The organism is Niallia sp. XMNu-256, assembly GCF_036670015.1.
GTDB lineage: Bacteria > Bacillota > Bacilli > Bacillales > Cytobacillaceae > Bacillus_BD.
On sequence record NZ_CP137636.1, the window covers coordinates 3502748 to 3529154 of the forward strand.

General features: G+C 39.0%; 32 protein-coding genes and 1 riboswitch. Of the genes, 15 read left to right on the top strand and 17 right to left on the bottom strand.

Annotation, left to right across the window (positions count from 1 at the left end; all coding sequences use genetic code 11):
* The first annotated feature begins 83 nt into the window (after nucleotides 1-83).
* The 5 genes from R4Z10_RS17800 (at nucleotide 84) to R4Z10_RS17820 (ending at nucleotide 2351) form a co-directional block, all read left to right on the top strand.
* On the top strand, nucleotides 84-263 hold the full coding sequence (locus R4Z10_RS17800; protein ID WP_338470616.1) for a small acid-soluble spore protein H: 180 nt from the start codon (nucleotides 84-86) through the stop codon (nucleotides 261-263).
* Nucleotides 264-524: 261 nt separating this feature from the next.
* On the top strand, nucleotides 525-803 hold the full coding sequence (locus tag R4Z10_RS17805) for a phospholipase (RefSeq protein ID WP_338470617.1): 279 nt from the start codon (nucleotides 525-527) through the stop codon (nucleotides 801-803).
* A 185-nt stretch (nucleotides 804-988) separates the two neighbouring features.
* The gene (locus R4Z10_RS17810) at nucleotides 989-1105 is read left to right on the top strand and encodes a YjcZ family sporulation protein (RefSeq protein ID WP_338470618.1); all 117 of its coding nucleotides are present in this window, start codon (nucleotides 989-991) and stop codon (nucleotides 1103-1105) included.
* Between the two features lie 39 nt (nucleotides 1106-1144).
* Nucleotides 1145-1243, top strand: coding sequence for a YjcZ family sporulation protein (locus tag R4Z10_RS17815; RefSeq protein ID WP_338470619.1), 99 nt, complete (start codon nucleotides 1145-1147; stop codon nucleotides 1241-1243).
* A gap of 196 nt (nucleotides 1244-1439) precedes the next feature.
* Complete coding sequence (locus R4Z10_RS17820; RefSeq protein ID WP_338470620.1) at nucleotides 1440-2351, top strand: prenyltransferase; 912 nt, start codon at nucleotides 1440-1442, stop codon at nucleotides 2349-2351.
* Between the two features lie 24 nt (nucleotides 2352-2375).
* On the opposite strand, the gene R4Z10_RS17825 is transcribed toward R4Z10_RS17820, so the two are convergent.
* From R4Z10_RS17825 to R4Z10_RS17835, 3 genes are read right to left on the bottom strand one after another with little or no spacing between them, the layout of a single operon-like run.
* Nucleotides 2376-3134 carry an ABC transporter permease gene (locus R4Z10_RS17825; RefSeq protein ID WP_338470621.1) on the bottom strand — a complete coding sequence of 253 codons (759 nt, stop codon included), beginning with the start codon at nucleotides 3132-3134 and terminating at the stop codon, nucleotides 2376-2378.
* Nucleotides 3112-3849, bottom strand: a complete 738-nt coding sequence (locus tag R4Z10_RS17830) for an ABC transporter ATP-binding protein (protein ID WP_338470622.1) — start codon at nucleotides 3847-3849, stop codon at nucleotides 3112-3114. Before R4Z10_RS17830 ends, R4Z10_RS17825 begins: the two co-directional genes overlap by 23 nt.
* Complete coding sequence (locus R4Z10_RS17835) at nucleotides 3849-4817, bottom strand: ABC transporter substrate-binding protein (protein WP_338470623.1); 969 nt, start codon at nucleotides 4815-4817, stop codon at nucleotides 3849-3851. The genes R4Z10_RS17830 and R4Z10_RS17835 overlap by 1 nt, the downstream gene beginning before the upstream one ends.
* 248 nt (nucleotides 4818-5065) lie before the next feature.
* Between R4Z10_RS17835 and R4Z10_RS17840 the strand changes: the two genes are divergently transcribed.
* Nucleotides 5066-5830, top strand: a complete 765-nt coding sequence (locus R4Z10_RS17840; protein ID WP_338470624.1) for a MerR family transcriptional regulator — start codon at nucleotides 5066-5068, stop codon at nucleotides 5828-5830.
* Nucleotides 5831-6179: 349 nt separating this feature from the next.
* Here the strand turns inward: R4Z10_RS17840 and R4Z10_RS17845 are convergent, their stop codons facing one another.
* From R4Z10_RS17845 to R4Z10_RS17860, 4 genes are all read right to left on the bottom strand, one after another.
* Nucleotides 6180-7370 carry a class I SAM-dependent rRNA methyltransferase gene (locus R4Z10_RS17845; protein WP_338470625.1) on the bottom strand — a complete coding sequence of 397 codons (1191 nt, stop codon included), beginning with the start codon at nucleotides 7368-7370 and terminating at the stop codon, nucleotides 6180-6182.
* 172 nt (nucleotides 7371-7542) lie between these two features.
* Nucleotides 7543-7737 carry a YppF family protein gene (gene yppF, locus R4Z10_RS17850; protein WP_338470626.1) on the bottom strand — a complete coding sequence of 65 codons (195 nt, stop codon included), beginning with the start codon at nucleotides 7735-7737 and terminating at the stop codon, nucleotides 7543-7545.
* A gap of 164 nt (nucleotides 7738-7901) precedes the next feature.
* Nucleotides 7902-9344, bottom strand: coding sequence for a DEAD/DEAH box helicase (locus R4Z10_RS17855; RefSeq protein WP_338470627.1), 1443 nt, complete (start codon nucleotides 9342-9344; stop codon nucleotides 7902-7904).
* Between the two features lie 290 nt (nucleotides 9345-9634).
* Complete coding sequence (locus tag R4Z10_RS17860; protein ID WP_338470628.1) at nucleotides 9635-10834, bottom strand: phosphoglycerate dehydrogenase; 1200 nt, start codon at nucleotides 10832-10834, stop codon at nucleotides 9635-9637.
* A gap of 137 nt (nucleotides 10835-10971) precedes the next feature.
* Nucleotides 10972-11054: riboswitch (ZMP/ZTP riboswitch) on the bottom strand.
* 276 nt (nucleotides 11055-11330) lie between these two features.
* Between R4Z10_RS17860 and R4Z10_RS17865 the strand changes: the two genes are divergently transcribed.
* On the top strand, nucleotides 11331-11540 hold the full coding sequence (locus R4Z10_RS17865) for a hypothetical protein (RefSeq protein ID WP_338470629.1): 210 nt from the start codon (nucleotides 11331-11333) through the stop codon (nucleotides 11538-11540).
* Nucleotides 11541-12628: 1088 nt separating this feature from the next.
* Nucleotides 12629-12787: a hypothetical protein gene (locus tag R4Z10_RS17870; protein ID WP_338470630.1), complete on the top strand. Its 159-nt coding sequence runs from the start codon at nucleotides 12629-12631 to the stop codon at nucleotides 12785-12787.
* Between the two features lie 377 nt (nucleotides 12788-13164).
* Here R4Z10_RS17870 and rlmN read toward each other — a convergent pair whose 3' ends face one another.
* Nucleotides 13165-14235, bottom strand: coding sequence for a 23S rRNA (adenine(2503)-C(2))-methyltransferase RlmN (rlmN, locus tag R4Z10_RS17875; RefSeq protein ID WP_338470631.1), 1071 nt, complete (start codon nucleotides 14233-14235; stop codon nucleotides 13165-13167).
* A 203-nt stretch (nucleotides 14236-14438) separates the two neighbouring features.
* On the opposite strand from rlmN, the gene R4Z10_RS17880 reads away from it, so the two are divergent.
* On the top strand, nucleotides 14439-15011 hold the full coding sequence (locus tag R4Z10_RS17880) for a GNAT family N-acetyltransferase (protein ID WP_338470632.1): 573 nt from the start codon (nucleotides 14439-14441) through the stop codon (nucleotides 15009-15011).
* Nucleotides 15012-15131: 120 nt separating this feature from the next.
* Here R4Z10_RS17880 and yhfH (R4Z10_RS17885) read toward each other — a convergent pair whose 3' ends face one another.
* Together yhfH (R4Z10_RS17885) and yhfH (R4Z10_RS17890) are read right to left on the bottom strand one after the other, a co-directional pair.
* Nucleotides 15132-15266, bottom strand: a complete 135-nt coding sequence (gene yhfH, locus R4Z10_RS17885) for a protein YhfH (protein WP_338470633.1) — start codon at nucleotides 15264-15266, stop codon at nucleotides 15132-15134.
* Nucleotides 15267-15503: 237 nt separating this feature from the next.
* On the bottom strand, nucleotides 15504-15638 hold the full coding sequence (yhfH, locus tag R4Z10_RS17890) for a protein YhfH (protein ID WP_338470634.1): 135 nt from the start codon (nucleotides 15636-15638) through the stop codon (nucleotides 15504-15506).
* Nucleotides 15639-15814: 176 nt separating this feature from the next.
* Here yhfH (R4Z10_RS17890) and R4Z10_RS17895 point away from each other — a divergent pair, with 176 nt between their 5' ends.
* Nucleotides 15815-15955, top strand: a complete 141-nt coding sequence (locus tag R4Z10_RS17895; RefSeq protein ID WP_338470635.1) for a hypothetical protein — start codon at nucleotides 15815-15817, stop codon at nucleotides 15953-15955.
* A gap of 269 nt (nucleotides 15956-16224) precedes the next feature.
* Here the strand turns inward: R4Z10_RS17895 and R4Z10_RS17900 are convergent, their stop codons facing one another.
* Both R4Z10_RS17900 and R4Z10_RS17905 read right to left on the bottom strand, forming a co-directional pair.
* On the bottom strand, nucleotides 16225-16524 hold the full coding sequence (locus R4Z10_RS17900; protein ID WP_338470636.1) for a spore coat protein: 300 nt from the start codon (nucleotides 16522-16524) through the stop codon (nucleotides 16225-16227).
* Nucleotides 16521-16727 carry a hypothetical protein gene (locus R4Z10_RS17905; RefSeq protein WP_338470637.1) on the bottom strand — a complete coding sequence of 69 codons (207 nt, stop codon included), beginning with the start codon at nucleotides 16725-16727 and terminating at the stop codon, nucleotides 16521-16523. The genes R4Z10_RS17900 and R4Z10_RS17905 overlap by 4 nt, the downstream gene beginning before the upstream one ends.
* Before the next feature lie 210 nt (nucleotides 16728-16937).
* On the opposite strand from R4Z10_RS17905, the gene R4Z10_RS17910 reads away from it, so the two are divergent.
* The 3 genes from R4Z10_RS17910 to R4Z10_RS17920 are packed head-to-tail and all read left to right on the top strand — an operon-like array spanning nucleotide 16938 to nucleotide 18670.
* The gene (locus tag R4Z10_RS17910; RefSeq protein WP_338470638.1) at nucleotides 16938-17144 is read left to right on the top strand and encodes a spore coat protein; all 207 of its coding nucleotides are present in this window, start codon (nucleotides 16938-16940) and stop codon (nucleotides 17142-17144) included.
* 15 nt (nucleotides 17145-17159) lie between these two features.
* Nucleotides 17160-17519 carry a spore coat protein gene (locus R4Z10_RS17915; protein WP_338470639.1) on the top strand — a complete coding sequence of 120 codons (360 nt, stop codon included), beginning with the start codon at nucleotides 17160-17162 and terminating at the stop codon, nucleotides 17517-17519.
* A gap of 14 nt (nucleotides 17520-17533) precedes the next feature.
* Entirely contained in the window at nucleotides 17534-18670 is a 1137-nt protein-coding gene (locus R4Z10_RS17920) for a zinc-dependent alcohol dehydrogenase (protein ID WP_338470640.1), read from the top strand.
* Between the two features lie 86 nt (nucleotides 18671-18756).
* Here the strand turns inward: R4Z10_RS17920 and R4Z10_RS17925 are convergent, their stop codons facing one another.
* On the bottom strand, nucleotides 18757-19104 hold the full coding sequence (locus R4Z10_RS17925; RefSeq protein WP_338470641.1) for a hypothetical protein: 348 nt from the start codon (nucleotides 19102-19104) through the stop codon (nucleotides 18757-18759).
* A gap of 173 nt (nucleotides 19105-19277) precedes the next feature.
* Between R4Z10_RS17925 and R4Z10_RS17930 the strand changes: the two genes are divergently transcribed.
* Nucleotides 19278-19553 carry a hypothetical protein gene (locus tag R4Z10_RS17930; RefSeq protein ID WP_338470642.1) on the top strand — a complete coding sequence of 92 codons (276 nt, stop codon included), beginning with the start codon at nucleotides 19278-19280 and terminating at the stop codon, nucleotides 19551-19553.
* Nucleotides 19554-19683: 130 nt separating this feature from the next.
* Here the strand turns inward: R4Z10_RS17930 and R4Z10_RS17935 are convergent, their stop codons facing one another.
* The 3 genes from R4Z10_RS17935 to mug form a co-directional block, all read right to left on the bottom strand.
* Complete coding sequence (locus tag R4Z10_RS17935) at nucleotides 19684-20238, bottom strand: sugar O-acetyltransferase (protein ID WP_338470643.1); 555 nt, start codon at nucleotides 20236-20238, stop codon at nucleotides 19684-19686.
* Between the two features lie 70 nt (nucleotides 20239-20308).
* Nucleotides 20309-22675 carry a polyprenyl synthetase family protein gene (locus tag R4Z10_RS17940; protein ID WP_338470644.1) on the bottom strand — a complete coding sequence of 789 codons (2367 nt, stop codon included), beginning with the start codon at nucleotides 22673-22675 and terminating at the stop codon, nucleotides 20309-20311.
* A gap of 191 nt (nucleotides 22676-22866) precedes the next feature.
* On the bottom strand, nucleotides 22867-23379 hold the full coding sequence (mug, locus tag R4Z10_RS17945; RefSeq protein ID WP_338470645.1) for a G/U mismatch-specific DNA glycosylase: 513 nt from the start codon (nucleotides 23377-23379) through the stop codon (nucleotides 22867-22869).
* Nucleotides 23380-23509: 130 nt separating this feature from the next.
* On the opposite strand from mug, the gene R4Z10_RS17950 reads away from it, so the two are divergent.
* Nucleotides 23510-24082 carry a uracil-DNA glycosylase gene (locus R4Z10_RS17950; RefSeq protein WP_338470646.1) on the top strand — a complete coding sequence of 191 codons (573 nt, stop codon included), beginning with the start codon at nucleotides 23510-23512 and terminating at the stop codon, nucleotides 24080-24082.
* Nucleotides 24083-24133: 51 nt separating this feature from the next.
* Here R4Z10_RS17950 and R4Z10_RS17955 read toward each other — a convergent pair whose 3' ends face one another.
* Complete coding sequence (locus R4Z10_RS17955; RefSeq protein ID WP_338470647.1) at nucleotides 24134-26101, bottom strand: FAD-dependent oxidoreductase; 1968 nt, start codon at nucleotides 26099-26101, stop codon at nucleotides 24134-24136.
* Between the last annotated feature and the right edge of the window lie 306 nt (nucleotides 26102-26407).

A 26407-nucleotide genomic window follows, 5' to 3' on the forward strand; every position in this document is an offset into this window, starting at 1 on the left:
TAAGGGATTGGCAATCACTGTCTTTAATGGAATATAAAAAGCAATCTAAGTAAATAGTAAGGTTGACATAGGAGGTGATAATAATGAATTCACAACGCGCGAAGGAAATTTCAGAGTCTGGAGATCTGGTTCAAGTTGTCTATAATAAGGAACCTGTTTATATACAACATGTTGATGAACAAACGGAAACCGCTCGAATTTACCCTCTTGATGAACCAAATAACGAGCAGACCGTTCCGCTTTCAAGTTTACACGAAAAGTAAATATTGTTTCCTAAACTGTACTCCCATACTTATAAAAAGGCTCGCGTATAAAGGCTTTCTATGGGAGGCATTTATCTTATAGCAAACATATTTTACTAGATATCAAGTATTAATTTATCAGAGAATCAAAAAGAAAGAAGTACTCCTTTCTTTCTTTTTGGTTTTTTACCTCCTTTACTTTCCAATGTTACAAGTGTACAAGCTAAATTACTGTAAAAACATAGATTATTATATGAAAAGGAATGGAGGTGAGCTAGTAGAATGCCTATAAAAAATAATCGATCTGCATTTTGTATTTTTCCTGGCTACAGATGGTGTGGTCCTGGTTGTAGTGGGCCAGGCCGACCAATTAATGATGTTGATGCTTGTTGTAAATACCATGATCTTTGTTTAGATAGACATCCACAGTGTTATTGTGATCGCAAATTCCTCGAATGTCTCCGTCCTAAAGTCAATCCTCATACTCCAAAAGGAAGAGTGGCAACTCTCATGTATATCTATATGAAAGCTCAAACCAAATTCACCTGTAATCATGATTAATTAAATGGATGATAACTATCAAAAACACAAAAGACAAATTTCTTATTTTAATAGGAACCAATAATGATATATATGGAATTTCTATTTACTAGATGGTTGTCCCTTTCAAATATTTATTTACAACATACTGTAATATATGAAGTTCTCTAAGGGAACTTCCAGACATTATTGGAGGTGAGCAATTCATGAGCAATTACGGAGGAGGCTACGGTGGTGGCTATGGCGGTGGTTCAAACTTTGCGTTGATCGTTGTGCTTTTCATCCTTTTAATTATTATCGGAGCTAGCTTCAGGAATTACTAGGGTGAAAGCGCCTATTTCTAGTTGGAGGTGAATACGATTATGAGTCAATCTGGTTCTGGGTTTGGACATGGATTTGCGTTACTAGTTGTATTGTTTATTTTGTTAATTATTGTTGGTTCCGCTTATATGGGCTACTAATAAAAGAAGCGGCTGATTTAAAAAGGGCCTGACACCTTTGTGTTAGGCTTTTTCTGTTACTAAAGAAATGTTGCTAAATTGTTCATTGTTTTACCCACTGATCTTTGTTAATTTAATCATGCATCTAGTTAAGTTATATTTCAACCAACTTCTTCACTTCATTGTGAAATACATAACAATTATAGGAGATGGAAAAATGCCAGTTTCAAAAGGATATTATGTTAAAGTCTTAAAGGACTTATGGATTGCGCTCAGACCTTTTTCATTAACACTTGCTCTTGCATCCATTACTCTAGGTCTTCTCGTTACACACCTAGAAGGGAAGTTATTATCAGGTGATTTAAGATTAGATATTTTTAAAATGGCCCTTATTTATGTCGGGGCGATTCTAAGTCAGAGCTGTGCCAATTTGATTAATGATTTTTATGAAGGGTCCTTTAAGTATCATCGACACGGGGAAAAGACGTATAAGTTTTTAAAATATGAAAGAACAGGCTTTGATCTATTAGTTTTGGCTCTAAGCATGTTATGTTTAGTCGGATTTTTCGCGATTGGGTATGTGCTTGTTCAGTATAGCACTCCTAATCTATACTATATCGGGATTGCTGGAATGATTGGTTCATATGCCTATACAGGGGAGCCGTTTGTTTATAAACGGAAAGGACTTGGAGCCCTTTTATCGTTTATTCTAATGGGACCATTGATGGTACTTGGAACGTATATGGTATTTACGAGCGAAGTTTCATTAGAACCGATTATTCTAACGACGCCAGCGGCATTAATGATTCCGTTGCTCATGCTTTCAAATGAAATTAGAGACTATGATAGAGATAAAGATCTTGGTATCCGAACCCTGACTGTAATAATAGGAGAAAAGGCAGGAAGGGCTTTATTTATTTCTCTCATGGTTATCGCCTATAGCATGACTGCCCTTTTAGTGCTAACAGGAAGCATGCCTACCGTAACTTTACTTGTGTTTTTAACCTTGCCTATAGCCATTCGAGCTTGCAAAAAAGTGGCACTCCCTAAAACAAGCGGAATCCGAATAACCAACTGGCTTCATATTGCCTTTAACTGTACAACCATTCTGGCATTAATAATAAGTTAAAAAAAAGAGGCTATCCGCCTCTTTTTATTTACCTATTCTAATCCATCCACAAACTTTAAACTCTATGAAATCAATGACTTTAAAAATAACAAATCCCATGATGCTTAAGGCTAATATGCCGCTAAACATTTCTACATAATTCACTTTAATCCAGCTGTCCATGATGAAGTAACCAATTCCATAGGTGGTGGCAAAGTTTTCACCATAGAATAACACAGAAATACTGACCCCTACACTGATTCGAATCGCAGTAATGATTTTCGGGAGCACAGATGGCATAATTAAATGCCTGTACATCTCAAGCTTATTTACCCCCAGTGATTTCACTGAATAGAACAGTTCTTTTGGAATTTCCTGAACACCATCACGAACGGCAACGATGATTTGAAATATGACAATTGTTATAATAAGCACAATCTTTGGGGTATTTCCTAGCCCAAATAAAATCATCAAGATTGGCAGAAAAGCAATTTTTGGCAATGGATATAAAATATACACAATGGGCGAGAGAAGCTCATCTGCTTTTTTACTCATGCCAATCCAAAGACCGATGATCGTTCCAGCTATAAGAGAGATGACAATCGCCACTAAAATCCTTAAAAAACTTACTAATAGATGAATGCTTAGTTCACCTGGAAAGATCTCAATAAAGTTGCCAATGGTTGCGAATGGCGATGGAATGGCAGATGTTTCGATAAGGAGATGAAGCACATACCAAAAGAGAAGGACAACGAGAAGTCCATATAATGTTCGTAATTGTCTAATCCATGAATGCTTCTTCATCCAACCATTTCCTTACCTCTAAACAAATTTGGTAAAACTCGAGATTATTTCGTAAGTCTTCTGCACCAAAGTGCGGATTTTTGATGATTTGTTTAATTTTCCCGTGTTCCATGACGATAATGTTCTGTCCGAGAAAAACAGCTTCTTCGATATTGTGCGTGACCATGACTAAGGTCATTTGTCGCTCCTTATACGTTTTTAAAATCAGGTTTTGCAAATGCTCCTTTGTCATGGCATCTAAAGCAGAGGTTGCCTCGTCCATCAATAACAAGTCAGGCTCGAGTGCCAATGTTCTTCCAATGGCCACCCGTTGCTTCTGGCCGCCGCTTAGTTCACCAGGCAGTCTTTTTTTAAACCGTTCCATACTAAGACTTTCAAGGATATCGGTCACCTTTTGATCGATTTCAGCTTTAGGTATTCTCCTCGACTTTAATGGAAAAGCGATGTTTTCCCAGACTGTCTTCCAGGGAAGAAGTCCATAATCCTGTAAAATGAGACCGGTACTGTTTCGAATCCCTGTCAGCACCTCCCCATTCACCTTTATTGACCCAGAGGTAGGTTTTATCAAACCGGCCAAAGCATAGAGAAAGGTCGTTTTTCCACAGCCTGATGGACCGATAATCGCATAAGTTGAGTTGCTTTCCATGTTGATCGAAATATTGCTTATGGCTGTATCCGCTCCATAACGTACTTGAAGTTGATCGACTTCAATCATTACTGAATGAAGCTCCCATCGACTAATTCTTCATAGCTAACATTCACTTTTTTCCCAATGACTTCTTCATTCCATTTCATCACACTTTGAAGAAACTCTTCACTTGGGACTCTAGCATGTTGATACTCGGGCATGATGATATTTTCCTTGATTTCTGGTTTCAAATCCAATGTTTGAATAAGGATGTCTCTGGCTTCTGAATCGTCTTTGACAATTTCATCCACAGCTTTATTATAGGCTTGATGGAAAAGTTTTAAGGCTTCTGCTTTTTCTCCGATCGCCTTGCCTGTAAACACCATCACATCTGGTGAAAATTCATCCATGTTTTCAATCAATTCTTTTTTAAGACCATTTAATTCCCCTTGTGATGCCATTGGCTCAGGAATAACCGCCATATCTAATTGACCCTTTGCAATCATTTCTAGACGAGCGGGTATTTCATTAATATATACTTTTTGCACATTATATGGTTCAAGGCTTCTGTCAGCTAAGTAGTTGGATACACTTACTTCCATCATACCGACTTTAATGTCTTTTTTATTCTCATCAAAATCTTTATTGATTAAAAAAGGAAAAGAAGCATCCGTACTAGTTGTTACTTTAATATCAAAGCCATTTTCAACGTTATTCACTAAAGCGATCACATCTGTCATTGCTCCATCTAATTCACCACTTTGTAGGGCACTTTGACGGTTCATCGCATTTGTATACAATTGAACATTCACATCAGGACCAAGTTCTTCAAAATAGCCTTTTTGATCAGCTAGAAAGATCGGTGCAGAATCGACCGCTGGCATTACGCCTACTTCAAGGGTCATATTTTCCCCTGAAGTTTCGACTGCCTTTTCGGAATTGCTTTGTGTTTCTTTAGCACCTTCTGATTTTTCGTTTCCTGCTGTTCCACATCCTGCTAGTAATGCTACAAAAACCATAAACACTATAGCAAAAAAGTAATTTTTCGCTTTCATTTCACATTCTCCCTTTTAACATTCTTTATAATATCAATAATATTATAGGTATTAATACCTTATAAAGCAAAAGGGTTTTTATTATTTTAGAATACTTGTTTGCAACCGTGATAATAGGACAAAAAGAAATGTACCTTGTCTCATAAGATATTTTTAGGAGTTATTTTTTCACAAAAAAATGTCTATAAATATGATTGACCTTCACGTTGCGTCAAGGTGTATGGTTAGTTTACAGGGAGGGAAATAGAATGGAATACACCGTGCAAAAGTTAGCGAAATTGGCAGGGATTAGTACACGGACCCTTCGATATTATGATGAAATTGACCTTCTTAAGCCGGCAAGAATCAACTCATCAGGATATCGAATTTATGCTCAAGAGGAAGTCGATAGGTTACAGCAAATTCTCTTTTATAGAGAACTAGGTGTGGAATTAAAGGATATTAAAGAAATCCTCACTAACCCTGCCTTTGACTCCAACAAAGCACTAAGAGAGCACCTACAGGAACTCCTTGAAAAAAGAATGCAATTAGATGTGCTAATTGCCAACGTTACTAAAACCATCGCCTCAAAGGAAGGGAGAATGACGATGTCTAATAAAGAAAAGTTTGCAGGCTTTAAGAAGAAAATGATTGATGAAAACGAGCAAAAGTATGGACAAGAAGCTCGTGATAAATATGGGGAAGAAGCGGTAGATGCCTCGAATTCCAAACTGATGAATATGACAGAAGAACAGTATAAGGAAATGACACTGATTGGTGAAGAAATCAACGTTACCTTAGCACAAGCCATGAAAACAGGGGATCCTACTGGAGAGTTAGCCCAGAAGACCGCTGATTTGCACAAAAAGTGGCTAATGTTTCATTGGAAAGACTACAGCAAAAAAGCCCACGCTGGCCTTGCACAAATGTATGTGGATGATGAACGATTTACTGCCTACTATGATAAAATTGAGCCTGGTGCAGCCCAGTTTTTACGGGATGCGATTCATTTTTATACAGGGGTTACGAATTAAAATGTTAATCAAAGAAAAAGGAACCTGACTGAGGTTCCTTTTTCTGTGATATGGACGTTGAACGATGATGAAGATCAGATTAGTAGCCTTTTTCTTTAGTAGATCGTGTTTTCAGTGCATTGATGAGGACATATTTCTGCATAAGTTTCGGGCAAAACGGTCTTCAGAGACTCGTTGAAGACATATTTCAACATAAGTTTCCTACATAACGGTCTTCAGGGCCTCGATGAAGACATATTTCTGCATAAATTTCGGGCAAAGCGGTCTTCACAAACTCGATGAAGACCAAATAACATAGCTGTTTAATCTAAATCGTCTTCATGCAAAGATTAGAAATAACAGTAGCTTCCTATCGCTTCTTAATAAACACTACTTTGAGATAATCTCCTTCAGGAAATTCCTTTATGGTTTTAAAATCTTCGGGTAACCCGTACTCTTCCAGGATCTCATACTTTTCATTTGTCTCTTGGAAAGCGGTGTGGATAAATCCTTTGAATTTTTTCATATCAAAGGCCGCACTATTGGTTGACGCTACGATAACACCGTCATCTGAAGTAATGGCGATTGCTTGTTTTAACAAGTTTGTATAATCTTTTGCTGCACTAAACGTGACTTTTTTCGAGCGCGCAAAACTAGGTGGATCGAGAATAACTAAATCGAAACTGAGATTCTTTTTAACCGCATATTTAAAATAACGGAAGACATCCTCGACGATAATATCTTGGGCCTCGTAATCAATCTCGTTCATGCTAAACTGCTCAATCGTCTTAGACTTACTGCGATTGGCTAGATCAACACTCGTTGTTTTCGTTGCTCCACCTAATGCAGCCGCGACTGAAAAAGCTCCCGTATAGGAAAACGTATTAAGCACCGTTTTTCCTTCAGCATACCGATCGCGAATCGCTTTACGGACATCTCTCTGATCTAAAAAGACACCTACCATTGCCCCATCATTCAAATAAACAGCAAAATGGATTCCATTTTCCTTTACAATAAGGGGAAATTCTCCTCGTTCACCTGTTACAAAGTCATCCTCTTCAACATACTTTCCATCCTGGGCAAATCGTTTTTTCTGATAGATGCCCTTGTAAGAAAATTGACTTGTAATGGCATCAATGATTTCCTCTTTAAATTGATAGATGCCTTCGCTATACCAATGGAAGACATAAAATCCATCGAAGTAATCAATGATTAAGCCGCCAATTCCGTCCCCTTCGCCATTAAACACCCGAAAGGCGGTTGTATCTTCATTTTCAAAAAATGATTTTCTATTTTCAATTGCTTTCTTAATTTTTTGTTGAAAAAACACTCCGTTAATGGACTCATTCTCTTTTCTCGTCAATATCCAGCCATAGCCTTTATTTTGCTTTCCATAATATCCTTTTCCAATAAATTGCCCACGTTCATCAACTAACCTGAGCAACATGCCTTCCCTATGAAGGTCCCTTATGTTTAAAATGGCATCTTTTAAAATAATTGGACTTCCGCTTTTCATTTTATTTACAAATTTTGAATGAATTCTTATTGTGGTCTCTGACACGCTTACACCTCAAATTTCTATATCACTGTACAACCTATCATATAATAATTCTAGCCTAAATAAAAATAAACTTGAGGAAGACCCCTTGTTTATTCTTTAAGAACGGTCGAGATAAATTACGTTAAATAGTAATAAAAAAAGGAGATGATCCGGTCATCTCCTTTTCTAATCCTTATATAGCTGCAAACTCAAATGATTTCGGTTTTTCTGCGTTTAGTCTGTCTAATTCACTATAGATTTTCTTATATTCAACAATCGATAATTCACCATAAATATAACTTTTCTGTAGATAATCGAGTAATTCATTAACATGTAATGGTTCACACTTCTTAACTTGTTGGAATCGCTTTGTTAATTCTGCAAGCATCTTTTTTATCCACTCTTTCGTTAGTTATTTTAATCAGGTGCTTAAGTTGTTAATAGTATAGCACGGGATGTTTTATTCTTTTATTATTAGAAAACTCAAACTAACGACAGGTTGTGACAAATTTCAAAACGAATTACCACAAAAATGGATGGTTCCCCTTTTTTCTACTTTTTGGCTTGGTAGACTTTTAGTTTTTTGCCTTTGATGGTTGTGTGTTTCATGGCATTCAAAACGACAGGCCCTTTTCCATTTAAAATTTCGACAAAAGAGGCGTTTTCCTCAATCGTGATAATCCCGATATCATCCGCTGAGACACCTTCGATTTTAGCAATCGTACCGACGAAGTCTAGGGCTCTGAGTTTCTTTTTCTTGCCTCCATTGAAATACAGCTTCATAATTCCCTTATTTAAAGCTGCACTTTTTGTTTCTTTTAACTCGGGCTTTTCGTTGAGTTTTTCATGAAAAGCGGCTGACATCCGTTCTACTTCTTCAATTGAAGGTTTCTCCATTCTTGGGAGTTGGAACCCGATGTACTCCTCAATCTCTTTTAGATATCTCTCTTCAAAAGGAGTCATAAATGTAATCGCCATCCCTGACTTACCTGCTCGGCCTGTTCTTCCTGTACGATGAACATAACTTTCTTTTTCTAAAGGGATGTCGTAATTAATCACAAGGGAAACGTCTTCAACATCAATTCCTCTTGCGGCCACATCGGTCGCGACTAAATAGCGAAACACGCCTCTTTTAAAATCATCCATGACAGCAAATCGGTCTTCTTGATACATCCCACCATGAAGTTTGTCACATGGATACTCATCAAGGTCTAACTGTTCCATCACATCATCTACACGTTCTTGGGTTCGGCAAAAAATGATACAGCTATCTGGATTTTCCACAGTCGTTACGTCCTTTAGAAGAGCATATTTTTCCTCGTCTTTTGTCATCAGTAAAGCATGGTCAATTCTGTCTACTGTTCTGCCAGATGCTTCGATTTCAATTTCAAATGGTGAATTCATATATGTTTGACATAATTTTTTTACCTCATCAGGCATTGTTGCTGAAAAAACGGAGGTCACACGGTCTGTTGGTAGCTTTTGAATAATTGCCTCGACCTGATCAATAAACCCCATATTCAGCATTTCATCGGCTTCATCTATGATAAGATATTTTATTTCTTCAATAGGGAAGGTCCCTTTTTCAATATGATCGAGAACTCTTCCAGGTGTACCCACAACAATATGTGTTTTTTGCTTCAATTCTAATTTTTGCTTGGCAAAGGACTGCTTACCGAAGAGTGCTGTTACTTTGACCCGCTTGAATCTGCCTATATTGGTTAAGTCCTCTCTAACCTGTGCAGCTAACTCTCGTGTCGGTGTCAAAATTAAGCACTGCGGTTTATTCTCTTCCCATACCACCTTTTCACAAAGGGGAATCCCATACGCAGCCGTTTTCCCGCTTCCGGTTTGCGAAACAACAATTAAATCTTTACTTTTTAATGCGGTGGGGATGACTTTCGCTTGAACGTCTGTTGGGGAAAGGTAGTTTAGGGCTTGTAGGGCCTTAGTAATTTCTGGACTTAAATCATAATCTTGAAAATTTGCATTCATAAAGTGACCTCGTTTATTTTTTCTATTAGTTTAACCATTATATTGATTTTTTTCTATAACCTAAAAAAAGAGCAAACCACAAAGGATTTGCTCTTACTTTATTAATCAAATTCGCCCGTCGAATTTGCGCCCGGATTTTTATTGAGCTCGCTCGATAAAATACCTTTAATAAATCCGTGGCATCCGCCGGAGGCCTAACTTCATTCAGCCGAAATTTAACTCTCATTAAATCAGAAACCTCTTTGGACTTCATTGCATACTTATAGAAGTGGAGGTTTTACTGAATGAAGTTATATAATTCTTACAGTAACAACTCCAGCAATGGCTTTAACTTTTTCTTCTAGGATTGGGATAATGTCGCTGCCTACTTGATCATCGATGTCAAGCATTGTGTAAGCATAGTCGCCACGGCTTCTGTTCACCATATCCGCAATGTTTAAACCATAGCTTGAAATCGCTGAAGTAATTTGGCCGACCATGTTTGGTATATTTTTATGAAAAGCAGCTACACGAGGCTTTCCTACATATGGCAAAGAAGCGTTTGGAAAGTTGACTGAGTTAACGATGTTTCCTGTTTCTAAATATTCTTTGACTTGGCGAGTTGCCATAATCGCGCAATTTTCTTCAGATTCTTTCGTTGAAGCCCCAAGATGTGGGATCGGAACAACATTTTTCATGTTTAAAACATTTTCATTAGGGAAATCTGTAATATATTTTCCTACATTCCCTTCTTCTAAGGCAACTTTCATATCATCTTCATTCACAAGCTCACCACGTGAGAAGTTCAAAATATACACATCTGGTTTCATGATGCTGAACGTTTCTTTATTAAACATGCCTCTTGTCTCATCCGTTAATGGCACATGAACAGTAATATAATCAGAGTTCTCAAATAGCTGTTCAATGGTCATGGCACGTTGGACGTTGCGAGCTAAATTCCAAGCTGTGTCAACAGAAATAAACGGGTCAAAACCAATGACATCCATATCTAAATCAAGGGCATCATTTGCAACGCGGGCACCGATTGCACCTAGTCCAATGATTCCAAGTGTTTTTCCCTTCGCTTCTTTTCCAACAAATTGCTTCTTGCCTGCTTCTACTAATTTCGGAATTTGTTCTCCTTCATCTTTTAACGTTTGAACCCAAGAGATTCCTTCAAATAGATTACGAGAAGCCGCCATGATTGTTGTTAACACTAGCTCTTTAACTGCGTTTGCATTGGCTCCAGGAGTGTTAAACACAACAATACCTTGTTCCGTGCATTTTTCAACTGGAATGTTATTTACACCCGCTCCTGCTCTAGCGATGGCTTTTAACCCTGTGCCAAACTGCATTTCATGCATGTTAAAGCTACGAACAACAATCGCATCTGGATTTTCGCTGTTATTATCAATCACATATTGATCTTGATTAAACACGTTTAATCCAGTTTGAGCGATATTATTTAATGTTTTAATTGTTTTTACCTTATTTGCCGTTAATGTTGCCATTAGAATCTCTCCCTTTATTAATTGAATTGTTTATATCCCCAAAATTTTCAGATACGAAAGACGATTCCAAACCCTATTTAACGTTTATGAATGTGCTCCCCCCTAAATGCACAAAGAGGTAAAGGACCAAAATCCCTTACCTCTGCCCAGGCGAACGGCTCGTTTCGATACTACGTGCTCCCTCACGGTACTCCGTGTTTCGCCAGTTACACATAGCCCTTTTAATTAATTGAATTTTAACAAATTAAAAATATTTATTCAAGTAAAAAGATTTAACTTTTTTAGAGATAGCCGGAGTCCGAATCGGAGGACTCATTCGGACAGAACCGGGAGCAAGAGGATAACCAGAATCCGAATCCGAGACTTATTCGGACATAACCAGGAGCAAGAGGATAACCGGAGTCCCAATCGCAGCCTTATTCGGACTGAACCGGGAGCAAGAGGATAACCGGAGTCCCAATTGCAGCCTTATTCGGACTGAACTGGGATGAAGAGGTTGACCAGAGTCCGAATTGCAGACTCATTGGACAGAACTGGGATGAAGAGGTTGAATGGAGTCCGAATACGACACTCTTTCGGACAGAACCAGGATGAAAAGGATTCCGGAGTCCCAATTGCAGCCTTATTCGGACAGAACTGGGATGAAGAGGTTGACCAGAGTCCGAATCGGACCCTCATTCGGACAGGACTAGGAGCAAGAGGATAACCAGAGTCCGTATCCGAGACTTATTCGGACAGAACCAGGAGCAAGAGGTTGACCGGAGTCCGAATCGGACCCTCATTCGGACAGGACTAGGAGCAAGAGGATAACCAGAGTCCGAATCCGAGACTTATTCGGACATAACCAGGAGCAAGAGGTTAACCGGAGTCCGTCTCCGACACTCTTTCGGACAGGACTAGGAGCAAGAGGATAACCGGAGTCCGTATCCGACACTCTTTCGGACAGAACCAGGAGCAAGAGGTTGAACGGAGTCCGTCTCCGAGACTTATTCGGACAGAACCGAGATGAAGAGGTTGACCGCAGTCCGAATCCGACACTCTTTCGGACTGAACCAGGAACAATAGGTTGAACGGAGTCCGAATTGCAGCCTTATTCGGACAGAACTAGGATGAAGAGGTTGACTGAAGTCCGAATCCGAGACTTATTCGGACATAACCAAGAGCAGGAGGATGACCGGAGTCCGAATCCGACTCTCTTTCGGACAAAACCGGGAGCAGGAGGATGATCAGAGTCCGAATCCGACTCTCTTTCGGACAGGACTAGGACCAAGAGGATAACCAGAGTCCGAATCCGACTCTCTTTCGGACAGGACTAGGAGCAAGAGGATAACCAGAGTCCGAATCCGAGACTTATTCGGACATAACCAAGAGCAAGAGGTTGACCGCAGTCCGAATCCGACACTCTTTCGGACTGAACCAGGAACAAGAGGATAACCAGAGTCCGAACTCGAGACTTATTCGGACAGAACTAGGATGAAGAGGTTGACCAGAGTCCGAATCCGACTCTCTTTCGGACAGGACTAGGAGCAAGAGGATAACCAGAGTCCGAATCCGACACTCTTTCGGACAGGACCAGGAGCAAGAGGATAACCAGAGTCCGAATCCGAGACTTATTCGGACATAACCAAGAGCAAGAGGTTGACCGCAGTCCGAATCCGACACTCTTTCGGACTGAACCAGGAACAAGAGGATAACCAGAGTCCGAACTCGAGACTTATTCGGACAGAACTAGGATGAAGAGGTTGACCAGAGTCCGAATCGGACCCTCATTCGGACAGGACTAGGAGCAGGAGGATGACCAGAGTCCGAATCAGACTCTCTTTCGGACAAAACCGGGAGCAGGAGATGACCAGAGTCCGAATCCGACACTCTTTCGGACTGAATCGGGAGCAAGAGGTTGACCGGAGTCCGAATTGCAGCCTTATTCGGACAGAGCCGGGAGCAAGAGGTTGACCGGAGTCCGAATTGTGACCTTATTCGGACAGAACTGGGATGAAGAGGATAACCAGAGTCCGAAGCCGACACTCTTTCGGACAGGACCAGGAGCAAGAGGATAACCAGAGTCCGAATCCGACACTCTTTCGGACAGGACTAGGAGCAGGAGGATGACCAGAGTCCGAATCCGACTCTCTTTCGGACAAAACCGGGAGCAGGAGGATGACCAGAGTCCGAATCCGACACTCTTTCGGACTGAATCGGGAGCAAAAACAACAAAGTCCCCTACCTCTATAAAGGTAGGGGACTTCTGCTGAAAGCTACAAGCTTATAGATATATTTTTATCAAACAAACCGGGGAATCCCACACAATTTTCATCGGGAAGATATTTGACTTATGATCTTGTTTTCTCTTTCTTCATTTGCTTACTACGCAATTGTCCACATGCTGCATCAATATCTGTTCCTTGTTCTTGACGGATAACACAGTTAATCCCATTCTTTTTCAATGTATCATAGAACGCAAGGATGCTTTCTTTTTCACTACGTTCATATTGGATATGTTCATTGACTGGGTTATAAGGAATTAAGTTCACATACGTTAGATGACGTTTATCCTTTATTAAATTCGCCAGTTGGACCGCTTCTTCCTTATGATCGTTAACATCTTTTAATAAAATATATTCAATCGTAATCCGGCGATTTGTTTTTTCTAGATAATATTCGATCGCTTCCATTAGCTTTTCAATCGGATACGCACGGTTGATTTTCATCACACGGCTACGTAGCTCGTTATTTGGAGCATGCAATGATAAAGCTAGGTTCACCTGTAAATCTAGATCAGCGAATTCATAGATCTTCGGAACTAATCCGCTTGTTGAAACCGTGATATGTCTCGCACCAATCGCCAACCCTTTTTGGTCATTGATAACCTTTAGAAATTTAACTAAGTTATCAAAGTTATCAAATGGTTCTCCAATTCCCATTACAACAATATGGCTGACTCGTTCGTCTTTACCTTGTTCATCTAAGTGATGTTGAACATTCATGATCTGCTCAACAATCTCACCGCTCGATAAATCGCGATTTTTCGCAAGAATTCCGCTGGCACAAAAGCTGCAACCGATATTACAGCCGACTTGAGTCGTTACACAAACCGAAAGGCCGTATTTATGTCTCATTAACACTGTTTCAATTAGATTGCCATCCTGCAGATTAAACAGGAATTTAATTGTTCCGTCTGCTGATTCTTGTTTTGTATTTAAAGTCGTTGTATGAATCAAAAAGTTCTCTTCTAATAATTGAAGAAGATCTTTGTTAATATTGCTCATTTTTGAAAACTCAGTGACGCGTTTATTATATAGCCAATCCCATACTTGTGAAGCACGGAATTTTTTGTGACCTCGTTCCAATAGCCATTCTGTCAGTTGTTCGAACGTTAATCCATAGATGGATTCTTTTTTCATCAGTTACCCTCTTTTCAAAAAATTCTTAGTCTATTGTACTTAATCTTTGCCCAACTAGCAATCGGATAAGCATAATTAGGTTTGTTTTTTTATGGGAATGGGTAAGCAAGACATTAACCTACACAGATTTTTTCATTGAAGAATAAAGTAAAGTGACAGAACAAATAATGACATTGTTAGGATACTTTAAAAGGAGAGCTTCGATGCATTGGTATGAAAAGTTAAATCAATATTTTCCGATTGTAGAAATGAAATCGAAGGAACATATGGAAACGTTGCTGAAGGAGCGTTCTGAAATTTATCACAAGGATGAAGGTCCTTATCACATTTTAATGTATGTGGAATTGGACAGTTTCATCTTTATTGATTACCTTCTCGTTTCCAGTAAGGCTAGAGGTCAAGGGCTTGGTCATCAATTATTGGAAAAGTTAAAGAAAAAAGAAAAGCCGATCATCCTTGAAGTGGAACCGATCAATTATAAGGATAGTGATACGGAGAAACGGCTTCATTTTTATAAAAGAGAAGGGTTTATCCATGCCAAGTCAATTGGGTATCACAGGCGTTCTTTAGCGACAAAGGAAATCAATCCGATGGAAATTCTCTATTGGGCACCACATGGGGAATCGGAAGAGATCATTTTTGAGGCGATGAAGAAAACGTATGACTTAATCCATACTTATAAAGACCAGCATTTCTATGGAGAGTCTTATCAGCCAGTCGATGAGGTCTTAACTTTTGACCAAAATAAAGAGAATGATCTGTTTGACCATCTTTAATAGAAAACATTAATGAATGAATCCTCCTAACGACAAGTCTATTATTTCGGTTAGCCGATTTCCATAAAAAAGAGGCTGTTTCAAGGGTGACTAGACACCTTTGGAACAGCCCTTTTTCATTTACTCATCTCTGTTTCTTAAACAATGATCACATTCCATTAAATAGGACTCTGCTTGTTCCTCAATCCCATGACCACACTCTGGACACTCTCTTTTCGGTAAGCTTCTAAAAAATTCAACTGGACTTTGTAACATTTGAACACGCTCCTTTTTTATAATACAAATTTATTATTTGTCGGTCTGTTATGATACAGTATATGCATTACTTGGTATTGTATGTAAGCCTTTTAAAACTTTTAACACTTTGTCTACAAAACATTAATTAATCTACATCCGTTTAAGCTCATTACAAATATAGAGATAAATGTAAAAGAGGCTGTTTTATTTAAATGTTGAAACAGCCCCCTTCTTTTTTTATAAACTATAACTCATTTATTCTTCTTTCATTCGTAAACAATGGTCACATTCCATGATGTAAGATTCTGCTTGTTCCTCAATTACTTGACCACACTCTGGACAAACTCTCTTTGGTAAGTTTTTGAAAAAATCAACCGGACTTTGTAACATCATTACCCTCTCCTTTTTATAATACAATTTTCACTGCCGTCTATCTGTTATGGTACAGTATATGCAAGTTAGGGTCAGGTATGTGAGCTTTTTGTAAATTTATTTATAATTTATTTCAAATACATTGTAGTTTGTTTTTGAAGTGGGAATGATACGAACTAAGGAGTTGATTTTTTATGAGGGATGATGAAAAAACGAATGATTCATTTGAAGGTTCCAATCGGATTCGTGAAAAGTTGAAAGAACGAAATTCAACTGTTTTTACTTCTGCTGCCAGACGGCGATTAGCCCTGCTCCATGAGATCCGTGATCGATGACTTATGTGAACGCTCTATAACGAAGGATTATGTCTTCACGCTTATAAAGCCCTGTTTCCTAAACACCGGCAGCTCGGTCTTCATAACCCCTTATGAAGACCGTTTTCTCCTTTTAACATCTGTATTACGATCCTTATCCCCTTATAAGGACCGGTTCCTTTTTACCCTCAGCCATTTCGCCTCATCAGCTTTCAGAATGAATGCTTTAAAAATTTCACTCATAAAAAAATTAAAAGAGTAAATGCATCGTCATTTACTCTTTTAAATCGTTATTTTTGTGCCAGATTTACGGCAGTTTCAGAGGCTTTTAAATCAACTAATAATTGTTCTCTGAGATCATGAGGGGCATAGAATCCTTTTGCGATCATAAAATTCGTTAGTTTTTCATGTGTGTCTACAGCATCTCGCAAGTGCTCCCTTAATACGGCACGTACTTTTGGTGTGGTCACCTCGGTAATCGCAACTGAATAGTCTTTTATCGCTGCCTTCGTTGCGATTAAGAAGTCTGTGGCAATGACTTGATCCGTCATTCCCCCCATCCCCATCATATTTTGAATGAGCCCATTCATTGTGTTTCCTCCCTAAGCGTTAATAACTCCTGTAATTGTTCAATGTGCTTTGTAGCCGTTGCTACGTCTTCTTCCATGATCGCTTTTAGTTCCGGGTCTTTCACCAATTTACTCATCGTTGTCGTCTTTGTTAACGTTAAATTTTTTGATGTTAATAACTCATGAACGTCCAATGTTTCGTGAAGAGCTAAATACTGCACCATGTTTCCACCCCATTATTGGCATTTTTTCAATCATAGCGTGTCTTTGATTTCGTTAAAATATTCATCTCGTATAAAAAGCAAGAGTGGTCGGGGACAATAAAGTGAAACTTTCATCAGTGGGTGCTCTTTCCCACTAATCGTTAGTTGAGGCCACCAGGCTTGTCCGTAAAGCCTGATAACGTTGTTTACTATTTGTATGGAGGTTGGGATATGCAAGAATCATTGGCACTACATGAAACCTTGGAAACTCATGAAATTCTTAATTTCAAAACCGTTTGTCTTTTAAAATCAAAACTCATGCAAGGTATTTGTTTTGATAATGAATTAAAGGCCTTAATGGAAAAGGATGTTCAACAATCAATCAAGGATATTAACGAACTTGTTACCTTTTATGAAAAAAATCAATTATTGCACTAACTTGGAGGTGTTCGTATGGAGGATTACTTAGATCCGCGGAATGCTGAGGGAATGCCGAATTTAGCTGATTCTGCGATTGCAATGGATTTTCTTTTAGCCGTCAAAACAGGGATTCGTAATTATGGCTTTGCTCTTACTGAAACAGCAAGTCCAGAATTGCGGAAAATTTTATTTAAGCAAATGAACTTAGCGATTGATTTGCATGAGGAAATTTCCAATTTAATGATAAAAAAGGATTGGCTCAATCCAAGTGATTTTGCTAAACAGTATGAAGTCGATCTAAAATCAGCAGAAACCGCTGTGCAAATCGCGAAAATGAATTTATTTCCACAAGATACGGATCGGTTGGGTATGTTTGCAACCCCGAATCAATAAAGGAGGTTACATAGATGAAAGCTGTAACATACCAAGGGATCAAAAATGTTGAAGTTCGAGAGGTAAAAACACCTGATATTAAAAATCCTGACGATATTATTGTTAAAATTACGACTTCAGCCATTTGTGGATCTGATCTGCATTTAATTCATGGAATGATTCCCAACACTCCGACCGATTTTGTGATTGGACATGAACCATTAGGAATTGTCGAAGAAGTTGGTCCAGAGGTAACAAAGGTGAAAAAAGGAGATCGGGTCATCATTCCATTTAATGCTGCTTGTGGCCATTGTTGGTATTGTGACCAAGATTTAACGAGTCAATGTGATAATTCGAATCCACATGGCGAAATTGGTGGTTTCTTCGGCTATTCAGAATCTAATGGAGGTATTGCTGGCGGACAAGCTGAATACTTGCGTGTTCCTTATGGTAATTTCACTCCTTTTAAAATTCCTGAAAGTTGTGAAGTCGAAGATGAAAAGTTAGTATTAATTGCCGATGCGGCACCTACTGCTTATTGGAGTGTTGACCATGCAGGAGTGAAAGAGGGCGACACGGTTGTGGTACTTGGCTGCGGTCCAGTTGGCTTATTAGCACAAAAGTTCTCATGGTTAAAAGGCGCAAAACGCGTCATAGCAGTTGATTATATTGATTACCGTTTGCAGCATGCGAAACGAACGAATAAAGTGGAGATCGTTAATTTTGAACAGCATGGGAATACGGGTGAGTACATTAAAGAGATTACTCAAGGTGGTGCGGATATTGTCATTGATGCGGTTGGTATGGATGGTAAATTCACTCCGCTCGAATTTCTAGCGACTGGCATGAAACTGCAGGGCGGGTCGATGAGTGCATTAGTGATGGCGACTCAAGCAGTCCGTAAAGGTGGCACGATCCAAGTAACCGGAGCGTATGGCGGTAGATACAATGCCTTCCCGCTTGGGGATATTTTTCAACGGAATGTTGACCTTAAAACAGGGCAAGCTCCTGTTATTCCATATATGCCTTTTCTTTATGAGCTAGCAAACGATGGAAAGGTTGATATGGCAGATATTATCACTCATGTTCTCCCGCTTGACGATGCCAAACATGGATATGAGGTTTTTGATACAAAAACAGAGGAGTGTATTAAAGTTGTTTTAAAACCGTAAATAATATTTATATGCTGGCATCATCTCTGCCGGCATTTTTTAGGCTTTTTTGTAAACTATAAGGGTTATATTTCAAGTTGACGAAGTCACTTTCTAATTTCTGCAGCCTTTTTCGTTGGTTGCTCAATTTGAACAATGACATAGCGATATTTCTTATGTCCTTTTAATTCGATTTGCAGCAACGGCCATGAACCTCCATAAGATAGAAAATACCATTCATCTCCATATTTGTAGCTGCCTTCATAAATATCCATTGGTGGATAGGACGTTCCCGGCATTCGGATCATCCATTCAGGCGCTTGAAATGGGCCGACAAAAACATGTTCGATTGTTTGGTAGGGGATGACAATTTTCTGCTTGAAGGCGAAGAAAGCATTTAAACCCGTTAATGTTAGCGTTAACTTTTCACCTTTGATTGTTATTTTTCTTCCCATCACAATCACCCCTTTTTTAATAATTATACTCCCATTTTGATGAATTATTTTACAGAAAATTTTAATTATATGTGAAAACTTTGCCAGCATATGAAGGCTTGAGAACGCAAATATTAACTAAAGGGAAGGATCATTTCTCATGCTTTTCAAAACATGAAAGGAGTTGTTCGCAAATGAATCAACGTTTAAACACTCTTTATAAAGTGGCGAGAAAACAGAATCTGCTTGGAAGACGGAGAAGAAATCGTAACATGTTGATGACTTCTTTAATTGGCTTAGGAGCTGGTGCTGCTGTCTATGGAATAAGGCGGAACCGGAATAACGTCAACCTTACAAGAACGGTTCAAAATGCGATGAACTCCCTCCAACATGCAAACATCGGCCGTAACATGTCCTCTGCTATGGCTGAGTTTTCAAAAGAATTTATGCCTAAAGGACAAAACCGTTAAACTAAAAAATAAAGGTGCAGGCGCCTTCCCTAAAAAATGGGGAAAGTACCTGCACCTTATTAAATTTCGTTAAAATTTTGTAAGGGTTAGTCCATTTCGTATAAAATCTGGATGGTTTCTTACTGCAATCTTAATCAATTTCTCGCAGAACTCGGCATGGATTTCCTACTGCGATTACATTTGCTGGAATGTCTTTTGTAACGACACTCCCCGCTCCAATGACGACATTGTCTCCAATCGTAATTCCCGGATTAATAATGACTCCACCGCCAATCCAAACGTTATTACCGATTGTAATGGGATAGGCAAATTCAATTCCTGCATTTCGTGGTTCAGGTTGAATCGGATGGCCTGCAGTAAACAAGCTTACATTTGGACCAAACATACAATTGTCCCCGATCGTGACAGGGGCACAATCCAAAATCGTACAATTATAGTTACTATAAAAATTTTCACCAATTGAAATATTGTACCCATAGTCACAACGAAAAGGCGGTTCAATAAAGAATTCTTTTCCTGCTTTGCCTAAAAGCTTCTTAATCATTTCATTCCGTTTCTCTATTTCACTTGGTCTTAAGGCATTAAAATCAAATAATACTTCTTTAGCATGCTGTCTTTCTTCCACTAACTCTTGGACAAATGACTTATATGGCTGCCCACTTAGCATTTTTTCTTTTTCTGTCACTTACGAATTCTCCTTTTTTATCAACTTATCTCATGTCTTTTTCAAAATGGTGTACTAGTCAATGGGTATTTTACCTATCACGAAGTACTAGATAGTTTAAGAGATGTTTCAAAAATGGAATCTGGGTTGGAAGTTCTTCCATGGCTTCAATCGCTTGGCAATAATGTTCCCACATCGCTATTTTGGCGCCTTCTAACCCTAAGACGGTTACAAAGGTAGAGTGATTGTTTTCCATATCTTGGCCAACCGGTTTTCCAAGTTGGTCATCACTGCTTTCAACGTCTAATAAATCATCCTTAATTTGAAAAGCAATTCCGGCATGACGAGCAAACTTTTTCAAAGCTGTTACCTCTTCATCGTTCGCTTGTGCAAGAATAGCAGGCATGATTAAAGAAGCTTCAAAAGCGACCCCGGTTTTATAAAAACACATCGTATTCAATTGTTCCAACGTCAATACATTGCCTTTTGATTGTAAATCCATCGCCTGTCCTTTGCACATTTCTGCTGTAACTTCAGCTGAGTATTGGATCAATTGGAGAACGGTTTCGGGATCAAACTTACGAAGTCCTGTTTGTTCCACAATCGCTTTTTGTGTCAAATAAAGACCCGTTAATTCTGCGATTGCTGTGTTATACACATGATGTAACGTGGACTTCCCCCTGCGAAAAGTTGCATTGTCTTGTGAAGGCAGATCATCAAAAATTAACGAGGCTGTGTGCATGTATTCTAATGATTTCAAAAGCGGCATCACTGCAGAAGCTTGTAATCCATAATGATCAACGGCCATCATCCATGCCATCACAGGCCGAAGCCTCTTTCCATCGCCTTCAAGGCTGTAATTTGCCGCTTCCATAATTGACTCATCAAGTAAAGCAGCATTACTTTTTAACACGATCGATAATTGAGCATTCATCTGCTCTCTTATATCTTCCACCTTGTCTAAAAACGCATCTTGTTCTTTGCGGTCATTTTTCAAATTCGTAATGATATGATCCCGTAGCAACTTATCGAAGAAATCAACATCATCTGCTTTATCTACCATTTTTTGAATTAAAGAATTGAACTCTGGCATATCAGCTGTTAGAAGGCTCATTACTTCATGATATTTCTTGTCACCCATTTTTTCCTTAAACCGTTTTAATCCATTAATGGCCCGATTAAGAATGACTTCACATGTTTTAGAATCGGATTGATAGATATTATGGATAAGATGAGAAATGACAGCCCAATATAATTCGAAAGGATTAATTAAATCGGGGCGCTCTTTATGGTATTGGTAAAAATACGTGTATGGTGTGACTGCCCCATCTCTCTGATCCTCAAACATGTCTGCAAAGTCATCTGCCAACTGGTTATAAATGCCATAATAAAAAGTCCGGCTTTCAAAGCCCTCATCCTCGGGTGCATCAATAACTGAACGAACAATCGAGCGGGAGGAAGATGATTTGAGGATAACCGGGATGTATAATTCTTCATTTCTATATTGCGCATAAGCTAAACTTTTCTGACGATCCACTTCTTGTGATTGGAAAAAGATATACGCCTCTTCGAAAAAAGATTTTAACGAATCTTGGTGTTGATGGTTTCTAATATATTCAAAGGCTTCCTTTAGTTCACTATGTATGAAGGTTATTAATTCTTTATTTTCGCCCCTCCATTCAGGTAGCTCTGGTACATAACCTGTCGTAAGGGTAGTCCGAATCAATTGAGTGTATTCGACTTGCTCACTCGGTGATAAAACATTGGCATCAAGAAGGTCGTCAATAAATGGATAAGTCAACCCATAGGAATAGCCAAGTCGAATTGCCTCATCCAGTCGCTGTTTCCGTTCTGAGGCAGGTACGTCCTCATTCATTTCCTCGATTACATGCATGAGGACCCCGGCAATAATTTTAATTAACTTTCTCTTGGCGTGTTCTGCGTCCATTTTCTCGGGAATATGAGAAGAAACTGTTTTTAGTTTTTCTATAAGCCAAATAAAGGTAGCTGGGATGCCTTCTTTCTCTGCCCATCGATATTGCCCGGCCAAGCTAAATTGATTGGATTGATCATCATCACTCGTCAATTGGACCTTTAAATCATTTACGATTTCTTTTACCCTTTTCTGCGTGTCTAGCGAATTTAAATCCTTCCCTAAATCCCTCATGAAGAGATAGGAAATGCTTCGATCGAGATAAGGTTCCAATTTGCCGGTAAAATTGAGCCATTGAATGTAGCCACGATACCCTTTCTTATCGGGACCTTTCTTTTTCCGTGAAAAAACGGATCGAAATGAATGGTGGATATGTTGTTGTTTCCAAGAATTGAAATCTTGTGTGAGGGTTGGGATAAAACTTTTTTCGCGAACTCCAGTAGATAGAGCTGCAAAATAACCCGCGGCCTTCCGCTCAGCTGCCTCATAACATTGGGTCGGATTAATTATTAATTCCCTGTTCATGCATGTTACCTCCGGGACAGAGGGACAGTCAGCTGCCCCAGTCCATTTTGTTTCGTGCGAATATATGATGCCTTATTCAATATTACTAAAAGGAATCAGTTTATAGACTTTTTTCTTGGCAAAAACTTTATGTATTCGTCATAATAATGTAATTATAAGTATAAATGGATGCACCTAACCCCTGCCATGTTTTAGGATGAATGATGAATGATTTTATGGAGCTCTTTATAAATAGCTACTACATCATCCAGTTTCATTCGGACAAGGCCACTTGAAGAAGGGGCGACAAAATCGATGGTGCCTGGAACGATTGATTTGTCCTGCTTTCCCCATGGAGCTGATTTAAGGCCACTGTATTGAAGGTAAACCCCTTTCCCGACAAAACAAACTACTTTAGGTGAGTACCTTTCGATTTTTTTCCGAAGTTCGATTCTGCCCTCTTGATATTCTTCTTTCGTAATCTCATCAGCAGCTTTCGTTGGTCTGGGTACAATATTTGTAAAACCATAACCAGAAGCCAGCAGACTGACATCTTCATCAGGCTGATATTTTCTTTGGGTTAAACCGGCTTGGAATAGTATTTTCCAGAATCGATTATTTGGGTTTGCATAGTGATGACCTGTTTCACCAGAACGAACACTAGGATTAAATCCGGTGAAAAGGACTTTTAAATTTTCATCAATAATATCAGGAATGGGTTTCATAAGATCACTCCTATTGTTAGTCCCATTTAACATAGCATATTTTAACTTACGAATGCGAGTATATCCAATATAGGAAGGACTATTTGGGTATATTAATAATGAAAAATAGGAATAAGGGAGAGAGAAGATTTTGTCTGATTTTTGTGCATCATTATGGCCAGAAGAACCAACACCTGACCATCTAAAAAATTGCAGTGAATGTGGTTTAATTGAACATGGATCACGAATGGTCTGGGGTGAAGGGAATCCCGACGCACCCATCCTTGTTTTATTAGATAATCCGGGTGCTCGAGAAGATCGGGAGAATCAACCATTTGTGTGTGGAACAAGACAAACATTGCAAAAGGCTGCTTATGAAGTTGGATTGACCGTCGATGACTTATATGTAACGTACGTGTTAAAAAGAAAACCGACTCGAGCCTATGACAAGGAACGAACCCGGCAAGTTTGTATGAATCACCTCAAGCAGCAACTAGATTCAAAACAGCGTCAACTGATTGTTTGTCTAGGTAACGTAGCTGTTCAATCATTTTTTCAAAATTCTGAAGTAGACGTGAAATCATTGCGGGGACAAGTACATCATGTCAATGGAAATCAAACAGCTGTTGCCTACCATCCTTTAGCAGTAAGACGACGTCCTAACCTATGGTCCTTGTTTTTAGAAGATTGGAAACTTATTGCAGAACATTGCGGTAGACAATAAAAAAACACCAAATTCTGGGCTCACTAGGTAACATCCAGAATTTGGTTCGTCTTACAAGCTCGGTACTAATTCTTCTTTACTTTTTACGAGATTTTCAATTTCATAAGCGGTTTCAAACCCGCCTCTTGTTGCTTCAGCAAGGGAGGCTGATCCAGCAGCATCGCCAATGACAAACACATGGTCAAATTGTAGTTTCAACGTTTCTTCTAATGGGTTATAAGCAGTTACGCCCATGGCAATGACAACTTGATCAACTTTCAATTCCTTTTCTAAACCTGATTGATCTTCTAATAAAACTCCATTCGAAAGAATCTTATCTACTCCATGATCGGTTATAATTTCCACATTTAACTTTTTCAATTTTTCAAAGAGACGTAGCCGAGTAAGGTTACTTATTTTACTTCCAGATTTCGTTGGCAATTCCACATATGTCACGTGGTTCCCTTGTTCAGCAAGACCCCGGGATGTGCTATAACAAACCATTCCGCTACCTAACACGGCTACCTTTTTACCTGTTAAAACGATCTGATCTTGTTTGACCTCCATATAGTTGCATACATGTGGATGTTGTACACCATCCATATTTGGAAGAAATGGTTTCGAGCCTGTAGCTAAAATAATGGCATATGGGTTTAGAGATTTAATTTCCTCTACTGAACCCTCTGTATTCAGTCTGACATCAACATGCAAACGTTCCAGTTCATTTTTCATATAGTCAACGTACCATTTTGTTTTCTTTTTATAGACAGGCTCTGTAACAAAGTTCAACTGCCCGCCAAGACGGTCCGTTTTCTCAAAAATTGTGACCTGGAAGCCTTTCTCTGATAAAACTTTTGCTGCTTCCATTCCACCTGGTCCACCGCCGACAATGACAACACGGCGGTCGCCCTCTATCTTCTCTAGTTCAGGAAATTCAAGTTCCCGACCTGCTCTTACATTGACAGAGCACTCTATATGCTCCTTAGAATAGACGCAATGCAAACAAGAAATGCACATTCTGATTTCTTTTTCACGACCTTCAGAAACTTTACGAACCCATTGGGAATCGGCAATATGTCCACGACCGATCGCGACAAAGTCTGCTTTTCCATCTGCAATAATGGCTTCGACAAATTCAGGTTGACGAATATTGCCTACCGTAATTACCGGAATCGCGACCTCTTTTTTCATCTCTTCGGCCAGATAAACCCGCCAACCTTGTTCAAACACAGGAGATTCTATAACTGTGTCCATTGAGTTATAATTTCCTGAACTAGCGTGAATTCCATCTACACCGATTTTCTCTAAGTACTTACTAACTTCTTTGCTAAGAGCGATGTCCATTCCGCCTTCATCAAATTCATTGACACTTAGTCTGACAGTTACGGGGTAGTCATTCCCGCATTTCTGTTTAATGCCAACGACGATTTCTTCTAAAAACCGAATTCGATTTTTAAAGCTTCCCCCGTACTCATCTGAACGTATATTAGTGTTCGGACTTAGAAATTGATTGATTAAATAGCCATGGGCACCATGAAGCTCAACTCCATCGATCCCAGCAAGTTTGCAGCGATAAGCAGCTTGTATAAATTTTTGTACAAGATCTTTTACTTCAGATGTGGTCAACTCCCGTGGTTCTTCGCCTATCGCCTTACAAATCACTGGGCTTGGTGCCACAATTTGTTTCCCGTCAATTAGGGTGGAACTTGATTCTCCACCACCATGGTGTAATTGAGCAAATAACTTTGTACCAGATGTGTGGATGGCACTGGCTAGACGTTGAAATCCAGGGATAAACTGATCATCATCAATACATAGTTGATTCACAGCGGCTTTTCCGAACTCTGAATCAATGCATACAAATTCAGTGATAATTAAGCCAACACCGCCTTGGGCTCTTTCCTGGTAATATCGAATCAGTCGATCTGTTATTTCACCGTTTGCTGTACCAAAGTTTGTTGACATTCCGGGCATGACGACTCTATTTTTTAATGTTAAATTCCCTATTTTTCTCGGGCTTAATAAGTGTGTGTAGTACAAGGTATAAACTCCTCCTCAAGTAAATTGAAGTACTATTTAAAGGTTATAATACGTTATCATAACTATATTTTAGGGTATTTAATTACTTGAGTCTGTGTTTTAAGTTACAGTTACTTCTCTCAATTTCTTATCCTAGGCTTTTGTTATACACCATAAAAATCATAGTTTGTCAAAAATAGAACCTCCCACAGTTTTTAGTTAAGTCAGTGATAAAGCTGTGAATCATAAAATTAACCAAGGGCACAGCTTATATTAATACTCTTATTAATTACATTAACGAGACAAACTTGCGAAAATAATTGAAGA